Origin of the sequence: Epilithonimonas sp. JDS (assembly GCF_021261315.1) — a bacterium.
Lineage (GTDB): Bacteria > Bacteroidota > Bacteroidia > Flavobacteriales > Weeksellaceae > Epilithonimonas.
This window is the reverse complement of sequence record NZ_JAJSAX010000001.1, coordinates 1316155-1327514: the sequence shown is the minus strand read 5'-3', so window position 1 is coordinate 1327514 and position 11360 is coordinate 1316155. Positions and strand designations below refer to the sequence as shown.

At 38.0% G+C, this 11360-nt stretch carries 10 protein-coding genes; 8 read left to right on the top strand and 2 right to left on the bottom strand.

Annotated elements, in window-relative coordinates; all coding sequences use genetic code 11:
* The first annotated feature begins 66 nt into the window (after positions 1 to 66).
* The 3 genes from LUD75_RS06285 (at position 67) to LUD75_RS06275 (ending at position 2429) form a co-directional block, all read left to right on the top strand.
* The gene (locus LUD75_RS06285) at positions 67 to 744 is read left to right on the top strand and encodes a LysE family transporter (protein WP_034963621.1); all 678 of its coding nucleotides are present in this window, start codon (positions 67 to 69) and stop codon (positions 742 to 744) included.
* A 350-nt stretch (positions 745 to 1094) separates the two neighbouring features.
* The gene (locus LUD75_RS06280; RefSeq protein WP_232704803.1) at positions 1095 to 2024 is read left to right on the top strand and encodes an LD-carboxypeptidase; all 930 of its coding nucleotides are present in this window, start codon (positions 1095 to 1097) and stop codon (positions 2022 to 2024) included.
* 36 nt (positions 2025 to 2060) lie between these two features.
* Positions 2061 to 2429, top strand: coding sequence for a YraN family protein (locus LUD75_RS06275; protein ID WP_232704802.1), 369 nt, complete (start codon positions 2061 to 2063; stop codon positions 2427 to 2429).
* 74 nt (positions 2430 to 2503) lie between these two features.
* Here the strand turns inward: LUD75_RS06275 and LUD75_RS06270 are convergent, their stop codons facing one another.
* Positions 2504 to 3004 (bottom strand): superoxide dismutase family protein, encoded by a 501-nt coding sequence (locus LUD75_RS06270; RefSeq protein WP_232704801.1) that lies wholly within the window; start codon positions 3002 to 3004, stop codon positions 2504 to 2506.
* A gap of 250 nt (positions 3005 to 3254) precedes the next feature.
* Between LUD75_RS06270 and LUD75_RS06265 the strand changes: the two genes are divergently transcribed.
* The 5 genes from LUD75_RS06265 (at position 3255) to LUD75_RS06245 (ending at position 9707) form a co-directional block, all read left to right on the top strand.
* The gene (locus tag LUD75_RS06265) at positions 3255 to 5486 is read left to right on the top strand and encodes a TonB-dependent receptor (protein WP_232704800.1); all 2232 of its coding nucleotides are present in this window, start codon (positions 3255 to 3257) and stop codon (positions 5484 to 5486) included.
* Positions 5487 to 5594: 108 nt separating this feature from the next.
* On the top strand, positions 5595 to 6236 hold the full coding sequence (locus LUD75_RS06260; protein ID WP_232704799.1) for a hypothetical protein: 642 nt from the start codon (positions 5595 to 5597) through the stop codon (positions 6234 to 6236).
* Positions 6237 to 6336: 100 nt separating this feature from the next.
* Entirely contained in the window at positions 6337 to 6903 is a 567-nt protein-coding gene (locus LUD75_RS06255) for a hypothetical protein (RefSeq protein ID WP_232704798.1), read from the top strand.
* Positions 6904 to 7032: 129 nt separating this feature from the next.
* Positions 7033 to 9078: a prolyl oligopeptidase family serine peptidase gene (locus tag LUD75_RS06250; protein WP_232704924.1), complete on the top strand. Its 2046-nt coding sequence runs from the start codon at positions 7033 to 7035 to the stop codon at positions 9076 to 9078.
* Between the two features lie 206 nt (positions 9079 to 9284).
* Positions 9285 to 9707 (top strand): hypothetical protein, encoded by a 423-nt coding sequence (locus LUD75_RS06245; RefSeq protein ID WP_232704797.1) that lies wholly within the window; start codon positions 9285 to 9287, stop codon positions 9705 to 9707.
* 72 nt (positions 9708 to 9779) lie between these two features.
* Here LUD75_RS06245 and LUD75_RS06240 read toward each other — a convergent pair whose 3' ends face one another.
* The gene (locus LUD75_RS06240) at positions 9780 to 11321 is read right to left on the bottom strand and encodes a glycine--tRNA ligase (protein WP_034973652.1); all 1542 of its coding nucleotides are present in this window, start codon (positions 11319 to 11321) and stop codon (positions 9780 to 9782) included.
* Positions 11322 to 11360 lie beyond the last annotated feature (39 nt).

Genomic DNA, 11360 nt, shown 5'->3' with positions numbered 1-11360 from the left:
AAAGTAAAATGTATTTTTGTCTTCGTCTTTCACAAGATACATTTTGCTTTTCACAAAAAACTAAGAATGTTAGAACTCATTTTATACGCAGTCGGCCTGGGAATTATGCTGAGTTTGGTGTTCATCGGACCCATCTTTTTCCTGCTCATAGAAACCAGCTTTTCGAGAGGTCCCAGACACGCGATTGCCTTGGATATTGGCGTGGTTACTGCGGATTTACTGTGCATAGTTGTCAGTTATTATGCCAGCGCGGATTTAGTGAGCCTTATCGACAAACATCCAGGGTTCTACCGGATTTCCGCCTTTCTGATTCTCATTTATGCCATTTATATGCTTCTTTCAAGGACCAAAATGCACATCGAAGGCGAAGAAAAACTGATCGACCAAAACTACATCAAAACATTCCTCAACGGATTTTTACTCAATTTGCTGAATATCGGCGTCGTCCTTTTCTGGCTCGTAACGGTCGTTTCCGTCCGAAATGCCTATCCAAAAGTCGAGGATTTCGTCCTGTACATTGGAATCGTCATCGGAACTTATTTGTTGATAGATTTGTCCAAAATCATCTTAGCAAAACAATTCCACGACAGACTCAACCAGCGTGTGGCCAACAAAATCCGAAAAGCAGTTGGATGTATCTTAATGATTTTCAGTGTATTTATATTTATGCAAAGCTTCAAAAAATTCAACAAATTCGAAGAAAAATTAGAAAAAGCAGAGAAGCAACAGCCGAAGATTAAATAAGAATTATTTGGGCAACTTATCCGCCTTCCGCTCCCAATCTTTTTTGCCGACGATTTGTCTTCAAAAGAAAACGAAGAAAAAGCAAAAAAGGATTTCCGCTCAAGTCGGGTTGCGGATTCTAAATAGAACAACAGTCAATTTAAAACACCATTTTGTCATTCCGAAGGAAACCTAACGAAGTGGTTCGATGAAGTCAGTCTAAACAGTCTAGATTCCTTCGGAATGACAAACTCAATTAATCTAGATTCTTTGATGAGCGAAGCGTCCTTGCGAATCTTAAAATATTTTCAATAAAATAAAAAAATTCTTTTCGACCTTTGCGTTAAAATTAACACATCAAACCAACACAAATGCAAAACACCATTTTCCCAAAATCCCTAAAAAAAGGAAACAAAATCGCCATCATTTCACCAGCTGGTTCTGTTGAAGAAACTCAACTGGAGAAAACCTTAGCTTTAATCAAAAGCAAAGGTTACAAACCCGTTTTAGGCGAAAATCTCTACACAAAATTCCAAAACGGCTATTCATACGCAGGAACAGAAGAACAACGGATTAAAGACATCAATTGGGCTTTAAACGACCCAGAAATTTCCGCAATCTGGGCTTCGCGAGGTGGTTATGGTTGTCAGCATTTGGTTCAGTATCTGGATTTGAAGGAATTCAAGAAGAATCCAAAATGGTTTATCGGATATTCTGACAATACGGTGATTCAAAGTTATCTGTTGAAAAAAGGTTTTGCATCCATCCACGGACAAACCATCAAAACGTCAAGCTTTGGCGTAACCGACGAAAGTTATGATTTAACCTTCGATATTCTGAAAGGAAAATTCCCAAGCTACAAAATCGAATCCACAGAAAACAATAGAGTAGGAGAGGCTTCCGGAACTTTGGTTGGCGGAAATCTCGCGTTGATTTATGCACTTTTGGGAAGCAAATATTCTTTTGATTTTCAGGATAAGATTTTATTCATCGAAGACATTGGCGAGAATTTCTACGCGATAGACCGAATGATTATGAGCTTGGAATTGGCAGGCGTTTTCAAAAAAATAAAAGGACTCATCGTAGGCGGAATGACCAATATGGGAAAAGAAAATGAGAACAAAAGCTACGAAGAATCTTTCGACCCATTCGTCAACCAACAGATTGCAAACAGAGTTTCCCAGTACGATTTCCCAACAGTTTTTAACTTTCCAAACGGACATATTTTTGACAACAGACCGTTGATTATCGGTTCAGAAATTACAATGAAGGTCGGGAAGGATGTGAAGATTAAGTTCTAATCATTTATCAACTATCATTCATCAATTATAACTCAGATGGCAGACCACAACGAATTTGGAAAAATAGCAGAAGACCTAGCTGTAGATTTTTTGGTTAAGGCCAATTACAAGATTCTTGCCCGTAATTTCCGCTACCTAAAAGCGGAAGTAGACATCATCGCAGAATTTGAAAATCAAATCGTAGTTGTTGAAGTCAAAGCCAGACACACAGATGCATTTTTGGAACCTCAGGAAGCGGTTAACAAAAAGAAAATCAAATTGTTAATATCTGCAGCCAATTACTACATCGAAGAAAATAATATTGACAAAGAAGTTCGTTTCGACATTATTTCCGTTCTTCCAAACAGACAAAAAACTTTGGAAATCACCCATATTATTGATGCTTTCCAAAGTTTTGAAATATAGTTTTTAGGTAGAAGGTTTTAGTGATTAGGTAGTAGTTTTAGAAATCCTGAGACCTTAAACCTCTAATCTACAACCTATTTTATCTCCACACATCCTACGCGTCCACCTGCATTTCCAGTCGGTTGCGTATGAAAATCGTCCACACCGGCGTGGATCACGATTGCTTTTCCAATGATGTTTTTCATAGTATCGTCGCAACCCAGACACCATTTATCTGTGTTGAAAACCAGCCTTGCAGTTCCGTCTTTATCAGCTTCAAGGTTACCAATATCTCCCATATGGAAGTGTTCGCCTTCCCATTTTCCGTGGTCATCTTTGGAAGGATTCCAATGTCCGCCTGCAGATGAAGCGTCTGTTGCGCTACAGTTTCCAAATTCGTGAATGTGAACGGCATGCAATCCTGGCGTCAATTTGAAAACACTCAGATCCATCTCGACATTACCTTTTTTCTGAATAAAGTTAGCGGTTCCCTGCGTCAAAGTTTTTGATTTTGGGCGCACAATATATTGTTTTGAAACAGTTTTACAGGAAGCCAGCGTCAATCCAGCGATTCCAATCAGTATTAAATTTTTCATAATAGTTTATTTATTGTTTTTAAGATTCGTATGCAGTCGCTTGTTTGGTTTTTCTTTTGAAATTTTACCTTTCGATTTTATAATTTTAAAATAAATTATTGCAAATCTTCTATAACAATTTTAAAGCCAACGCAATAAAAAATGTTTTACGTGAAACATCTTACGATTCGGTCATCATAATTTACGGTTCAGGTATAATTATTCTGATATTATCATTAGTAGAAATATCTTTGAACCGAAATTAAACTCTATGAAAACTCAACGCAAAATTTTCGGACTATTAATGCTGTTAAATAGCATCAGTATTTGGTCACAAATCACAATTTCCGGTAAAGTTACTTTTAAAAACAAAGCTTTGAAGGATGTAAATGTAACATTGAAAGATACTTATGATGGCGCAACTTCGGATGCCAATGGAAATTACGCTTTTACGACGACAGAGACAGGAGATAAAATGTTAGTATTTTCAGTTAACAATTATGAAGAAATAGAAATTCCTGTAAAACTCGAGGGGAAAGATTTGACAGTTCCAGCTAATCTAAAAGCTCAGATTAACGAAATCAATGCAGTTGTAATTACCGCAGGAAGCATTGAGGCGAGTGACAAAAAACGGGCTGCGGCTTTGCTCACACCTCTGGATATTTACACAACGGCTGGCGCAAATGGACAGATTACTTCCGCGTTAGGTTATCTTCCGGGCGTTCAGAAAGTGGGAGAAACAGAAGGTTTGTTTGTAAGAGGCGGAACCGGTGCGGAAACCAAGATCTTTATGGATGGAAATCTGATTAATAATTATTTCACGAATTCAGTTCCGGGAATTGCGGGTAGAGACAGATTTAACACATCATTATTCAAAGGAAATATTTTTTCAAGTGGCGGATATTCTGCTGTTTATGGTCAGGCTTTGTCTTCAGTTTTGATTTTGGAAAGTGTTGATTTGCCGGAAACTACATCATTTGATTTTGGTGTTTCTCCGATCTTCCTCAGCGCCAATTATCAGAAATTAAACGAAGGTAAAACAGCATCTTGGGGAATTGCCGGGAGCTATTCCAATCTTGGACTGATGGGAAAATTATTCAATTTCAATACAGATTTTGGAAAATATCCTCAGGGCTATAGTTTTGATGGGAACTTCAGAATTAAAACCAAAAAAGGTGGCTTCATCAAATATTACGGTAGTGTAGATCAAAACGAGATGTCTGTAGGATCGGAAAGTCTGGAGGCAGATTATGACAGAAATAAGGTTAGTTTGAAAGGCAATAATACCTATCACAATTTGTCTTACAAAGAAAAATTTGGAAAATATCTTATTAATATTGGTGGTTCATATTCCTCTAATTCCAGCAATCTGGATTTTGCAAATCTTAAGAATGATGTTGAAATCAATCAAACAAAAATCAACAGTAAGTCTAATTATATTAATGCAAAATTGGTGATCGAGAGAAAAGTGGGAAGAAATACGGTGCGTGGAGGATTTGAATTAAACAATGCTGATGAAATCATGAATTATGGATTTTACGAAAAGAATTATAAAGATCTCATTTCATCTGCTTTTGCGGAAACGGATTTGATTTTTACCAATGATTTGTCAGCAAAAATAGGAGCGAGAACAGAACATTCGTCTTATCTCGACCAATGGAATTTTGCACCAAGAGCAGCTTTGGCGTACAGGATTTCCAAAGAATGGACAACGTCTTTAGCTTACGGAATGTTTTATCAAAACCCGGAAAGCAAATATCTGATCTCCAACAATTTCGATTTTCAAAGAGCGGATCATTATATTTTTCAGGTTCAGAAAAACTCAGAAGGCAGAAATTTAAGATTCGAAGCTTTCTATAAAAAATATGATAAGCTGATCAAGACTTCTTCCGTTTCTAATGGAACATCATCGGCATCCAATAATCAATACAGCCAATTCGCAGATAGTAATGGCGGCGGCGGTTTTGCCAAAGGTATCGAACTGTTCTGGAGAGACAAGAAGACGTTCAAAGAGTTTGATTATTGGCTGACGTATTCTTATTTGGATTCCAAAAGAGACTTTTTAAACTATCCTTTTAGTTTAGCACCGAATTTCGCTTCGAAACATACCTTTAATGCTGTAGCAAAGAAATTCATTATGGACTGGAAAACGGGGTTTAATTTGTCTTATACTTATGCCAAAGGCCGTCCTTATTATGATATAATTTCAAATGATGGAAATAACATACTCAGGAATCAAGGAAAATTGAAAGACTACAGCGGACTCAATTTCAGTGTGAATTATGTACCAAGCGTTGGGAAAAAAGATTCGAAATCGTTTACTGTTTTTGTTCTTAGCATCAATAATATCTTAGGGAATAATAATGTTTATGGTTTTAATTATTCAAATGATGGAAATAGCAGAACTACCGTGAGACCGCCAGTCAATACCTTTGTTTTTGTAGGAGTCTTCGTAAGTTTTGGTGTTGATAAAACGGACGATGCTATTAATAATAATTTATAACCTTTCAGTTATCAAAAATTACGGTTCAGCAGAATAAAATTTAAATCAAAGAAAACTCAATCTATCTTTGAATCAGAAATTAAAACAAACAAATAAAATAAACTCGCAATGAAAAAATTAATTTTAACATTCAGCCTTTCACTATTAGGTTTCACTGCTTTTGCACAAACTGCTTATGAGAAAACAATGACAGAGAAAGTTGGCAAAATAGATGCTTCTAAAACGCCTGAAGAACTCACCGCTTTGGCCAATGATTTTGAAAGAATCGGAACAAAGGAAAACTCGCAATGGCTACCTTATTATTATGCTGCTTATGCAACGATACAAAAGGGTAGAATGCTGATGAGATCGGGAAAAACAGCGGACCTGGATCCATCTGCAGAACAGGCGGAAAAGTACATCGCAAAAGCCGAAGCACTAAGTCCGAACAATGCTGAAATCTTTATTCTTAAAAAAATCACCAGCGGATTCAGAATGATGGTAGATCCAATGTCCCGCTATATGCAGGAAGCACCAATTGCACAAAGCGCATTGGCAAAGGCCAAAGAATTAGATCCTGAAAATCCGAGAATTACCATTCTTTTGGCAGAAGACGCTTACTTCACACCGGAGCAATATGGCGGCAGCAAACCAAAAGGCATCGAACTATTCAACAAAGCATTGGAGCAGTTCAAAACTTACAAAACAAAAACGGCGCTTGATCCAAACTGGGGAAAATCCGAGGCAGAATTTTTCCTGAGCCAGAAATAAAACACAAAACATTCATATTTCATAAAGTTCCTTCGTCTTTGGCGGGGGAATTTTTTGTATTAGATTTTTTCCGATATTTAATAAAATTTAAATCACTCGTATGCAGGAATTTGATCACGTAAAATCGATTTTTGGAATCATTCTCGGATTAGGTTTGACGCACCTGATCAAGGGTTCTGTCATTTTTATTCAGCATCCCGGGAGAAAGAAGTTTTATTTTGTTCACTTTTTGTGGGTCTTGTACGTTTTCCTTTCGATCGTTCATTTTTGGTGGTGGGAAATCAATCTTAAGCTCATTTCAAAATGGAATTTCTCCGAATATATCTTTCTGATCAGCTACATTCTTTTGTTCTACCTGCTCTGCGCCATTCTCTATCCCGAAGATCTGAAGGATTATAACAGTTACGAAGATTATTTTTACTCGAGGAAAAATTGGTTTTTCGGAATTCTGGCCATTTGTTTTCTGGCGGATATGGTAGACACAGCTTTGAAAGGCGATCATTACTTTTTGAGTTCGCAACCGCTTTATTATGTGCGGATCAGTTCGCATTTTATACTCTCATTAATTGCAATTAAAGTCAGGAACAAAACTTTTCACACGGCGTTGGCTGTCTTCTTTATAGCATTTGAGGTTTTATACATTGCGAGGTTTTTCAATGTGGAATAACTTTGTTTACCAGCCTTCTTTTATTTCTAATTACTTTACGTATTTTTGAGAAAACCTTTATCAATGAATATTAAACCGGTATTATTAACGGCTGGAGTCTTATTTTCAGCCACTTTTTATTCTCAAAAAATGACTTATCCGAAAGCAGCAAAAGGAACTCAGACAGATAATTATTTCGGAAGCCAGGTTGCCGATCCTTACCGCGATCTGGAAAACGATTCCGAAGTCACTAAAAAATGGGTGGATGAAGAAGTGGATTACAGTCAGAATTATCTCTCCAAAATTCCTTTCAGAGAGACGATTAAAGATCAGCTGAGAACGATTTGGAATTATGAAAAAATCTCTGCACCTTTCAAAGAAGGCGATTACACCTATTTCTCTAAAAACAACGGATTGCAGGCACAATCTGTCATCTACAGAACCGGACCTAAAACAAAAAACATCGAAGTTTTCCTGGATCCAAATCTCTTTTCAGAAAAAGGAACCACTTCACTTTCCAACCTTTCATTCAACAAAAAAGGAACCCTTGCAGCCTATTCGATCTCCGAAGGCGGAAGCGATTGGAATAAAATTATCGTCATCGATGCCATTACGAAAAAGCAAATCGACGAGACTTTGCTTGATGTGAAATTCAGCGGCATCTCCTGGCAAGGTGACGCAGGTTTCTATTACTCCAGCTACGACAAACCAAAAGAAGGAACCGTTTTGTCCGGAATGACAGACAAGCACAAGGTTTACTACCACAGATTAGGCACAAAACAATCTCAGGATCAATTGATTTTCGGCGGTGAAAAAACACCGAGAAGATACTTGTCAGCAGCCGTTTCGGAAGATCAAAGATTCCTGATTATTTCCGGAGCCAATGCAACCAACGGAAACGAACTTTACATTAAGGATCTAAAAAACGGTGGGGATTTTGTTCAGATTAATAAAGGTTTTGACATCAATGCCAATATTGTGGACACGCAAGGCGACGATCTTTTCATCTTTACAGACAAAGACGCTCCGAATATGCGATTGGTGAAAGTAAGTATCAAAAATCCGAGTCCCGAAAACTGGAAAGATGTGATCCCGGAAACAGAAAATGTGTTGGGAATTTCCGGTGGTGGCGGTTATTTCTTCGCAACTTATATGAAAGATGCGATTGATATCGTCAAACAATTTGACAAAACGGGAAAACTGATCAGAGAAATTTCACTTCCCGGAAAAGGGAATATTTCCGGTTTTGGAGGTAAAGAAAAAGAGAAAGATCTTTATTATTCATTTACTAATTACATCACGCCAGGCACGATTTACAAGTATAATGTAGATTCCGGAAAATCAGAAGTTTATCAAAAACCGAATGTGAAATTCAATCCTGAAGATTACGTTTCCGAACAGGTTTTCTACACCTCAAAAGACGGAACCAAAATTCCGATGATGATCAATTATAAAAAAGGAACAAAGCTGAATGGTAAAAATCCAACCATCCTTTATTCCTACGGTGGTTTCAACATCAGTCTGCAGCCAGGTTTCTCTGTTGTGAATGCCATCTGGATGGAAAATGGCGGCATCTACGCCGTTCCAAACATCCGTGGCGGTGGTGAATATGGTAAAAAATGGCACGATGCAGGAACCAAGCAGCAAAAGAAAAATGTATTTGAAGACTTCATCGCAGCCGGAGAATATCTGCAGTCAAAAGGTTACACATCTAAGGAATATATGGCGCTTTCCGGACGTTCCAACGGTGGACTTTTGGTTGGAGCAACGATGACAATGAGACCGGATTTGGCAAAAGTCGCTTTCCCGGGCGTTGGTGTTTTGGATATGCTGAGGTATAATAAATTCACGGCTGGTGCGGGTTGGTCTTACGATTACGGAACAGCTGAGGACAGCAAAGAAATGTTTGAATATCTGAAATCCTATTCGCCGGTTCACCAAGTGAAAACTGGAGCTTGCTATCCCTCAACGATGATTATAACGAGTGATCACGACGACAGAGTAGTGCCGGCGCATTCTTTCAAATTTGGGGCAGAGTTGCAGGAGAAACAATCTTGCAGCAATCCAATTCTTTTGAGAATCGAGAAAAATGCCGGACACGGTGCCGGACGTTCTACGGAACAAGTGATTGGCGAAAATGCGGATCTGTTAAGTTTTGCATTGTTTGAAATGGGAATTAAGACTTTAAAAAAGTAGATGTTATTTTATTGCAAAAGTGCAGGAAAGTCTATTAATTCTAGCTCTCTAAATTGCAAAATTTGAAAATCATTTATCAAAGTAATGCTTGATTTGTGACTTTACAATTAATATTATATACCAAAATTCCTGAAATTCGTTTCAGGAATTTTGTTTTGGAAAACAATTTGCAGGAACAATAATCTTAATTTAAAACTCTTTTAGCGATGAAAACAAATATAATTATCTGTTCAATAGCTTTAGCCTTGGTTTCTTGCAAGAAAAATGAGGAAAGCAAAATGATGAAGCAGACTTACGGAACAGAAACTACGGCGACGGACGAAAACGGAAATATAGACAGCACAACATCAACTTCTGTCGAAAACGAGATCGATGGCAAAAAAACCTCATCCGTTTCCTATCCTTACAAAGCGGAAGACGGATCGCGTGCCAAAGCAACTTTTACCAATGACGGCAAGTCGAAAACAATCACGATAGAAGCGAATAATATGAAATATGTTCTGGACTTCAAACGGGCAATTCCAACCGGAGAAATCTATGAGAGAAACAGCATTTCGGCAGAATCATCAGAAGATTCGTTATTAATTTCTCAAGGCAATCAAGTGATTCATCTGGGGAAAATTAAATAATTGAATTCAGCTTTAATAAATAAAAAAATCCCGACATCAAATCGGGATTTCATTATATAAAAATTTATATTCTTAAATCTTAGAAAGCAAATTCCTAAAACTCGTTTTCTCATCAATAATTCTTCTAAGATCAGCCACAGGAACTCTCTCTTGTTTCATTGTATCTCTATCTCTGATAGTCACGGTATTATCTACCAAACTATCGTGATCAATCGTGATACAAAGTGGCGTTCCGATCGCGTCTTGTCTTCTGTAACGTTTCCCGATGGCATCTTTCTCCTCGTAGAACAAGTTGAAATCGTACTTCAAATCGTTGAAGATTGTCTCAGCATATTCTGCCAAACCGTCTTTTTTCATCAGCGGAAGGATTGCTGCTTTTACTGGCGCCAAAGCTGGTGGCAAACTTAGAACTGTTCTTTCAGATCCATCTTCCAAAACTTCATCCTTAAGACAAGTTGAAAATAAAGCCAGGAACAATCTGTCCAAACCAACCGAAGTTTCCACAACGTAAGGAACATAATTCTCGTTTCTTTCAGGATCGAAATACTGTAATTTTCTACCGGAATGTGCCTCGTGAGCTTTCAAGTCAAAGTCAGTTCTGGAATGAATTCCTTCCAATTCTTTGAAACCAAATGGGAAATTAAATTCAATATCAGCCGCAGCATTCGCATAATGCGCCAATTTCTCGTGGTCGTGGAAACGGTAATTTTCTGAACCTAAACCAAGAGCCAAATGCCAGTTAAGACGTTTTGTTTTCCACTGTTCGTAGAATTCCAACTCAGTTCCAGGCGCAACAAAATATTGCATTTCCATTTGCTCAAATTCTCTCATTCGGAAGATAAATTGTCTCGCAACGATCTCATTTCTAAATGCTTTCCCGATCTGCGCGATCCCGAAAGGCAGTTTATGTCTGGAAGTTTTTTGAACATTCAGATAATTCACAAAAATCCCCTGAGCCGTTTCTGGTCTCAAATATAGATCCGTCGCCGTGTCAGCAGATGCACCCAATTTGGTTCCAAACATCAGGTTGAATTGTCGCACCTCCGTCCAGTTTTTAGAACCTGTGTCCGGATCAGCAATTTCCAATTCCTCGATGAGAGCTTTTACATCAGCAAGATCTTCGTTTTCCAAAGATTTCGCCATTCTTGTAAGGATTGCCGCTCTTTTCGCACGATATTCCAAAACTCTTGGATTCGTAGCTTCAAACTCAGCTTTATCAAAAGCATCACCAAATCTCTTGGCTGCTTTTTCGATTTCTTTATTTTCTTTATCCTCAATTTTCGCGCAATAATCCTCGATCAAGACATCCGCACGGAATCTCTTTTTAGAATCCTTGTTGTCGATCAATGGATCGTTGAACGCGTCCACGTGTCCGGAAGCTTTCCAGATCGTTGGGTGCATAAAGATGGCAGAGTCGATGCCCACGATGTTTTCGTTCAGCTGAACCATCGCTTTCCACCAATATTGTTTGATGTTATTTTTCAGTTCCGCACCGTTTTGTCCGTAATCGTAGATCGCAGAAAGTCCGTCATAGATCTCAGAACTTGGGAAAATAAAACCATATTCCTTTGCGTGAGAAATCACTTTCTTGAAAACATCTTCTTGCTTTGCCATATTTAGTTTAATTGAAGTGCAAAAATAACGATTTTATTG

Coding starts and splice junctions, on each gene's coding strand:
- LUD75_RS06240 (WP_034973652.1), bottom strand. CDS start 11,321: ATGGCAAAGCAAGAAGATGTTTTCAAGAAAGTGATTTCTCACGCAAAG.
- LUD75_RS06265 (WP_232704800.1), top strand. CDS start 3,255: ATGAAAACTCAACGCAAAATTTTCGGACTATTAATGCTGTTAAATAGC.
- LUD75_RS06285 (WP_034963621.1), top strand. CDS start 67: ATGTTAGAACTCATTTTATACGCAGTCGGCCTGGGAATTATGCTGAGT.
- LUD75_RS06255 (WP_232704798.1), top strand. CDS start 6,337: ATGCAGGAATTTGATCACGTAAAATCGATTTTTGGAATCATTCTCGGA.
- LUD75_RS06245 (WP_232704797.1), top strand. CDS start 9,285: ATGAAAACAAATATAATTATCTGTTCAATAGCTTTAGCCTTGGTTTCT.
- LUD75_RS06270 (WP_232704801.1), bottom strand. CDS start 3,004: ATGAAAAATTTAATACTGATTGGAATCGCTGGATTGACGCTGGCTTCC.
- LUD75_RS06275 (WP_232704802.1), top strand. CDS start 2,061: ATGGCAGACCACAACGAATTTGGAAAAATAGCAGAAGACCTAGCTGTA.
- LUD75_RS06250 (WP_232704924.1), top strand. CDS start 7,033: ATGACTTATCCGAAAGCAGCAAAAGGAACTCAGACAGATAATTATTTC.
- LUD75_RS06280 (WP_232704803.1), top strand. CDS start 1,095: ATGCAAAACACCATTTTCCCAAAATCCCTAAAAAAAGGAAACAAAATC.
- LUD75_RS06260 (WP_232704799.1), top strand. CDS start 5,595: ATGAAAAAATTAATTTTAACATTCAGCCTTTCACTATTAGGTTTCACT.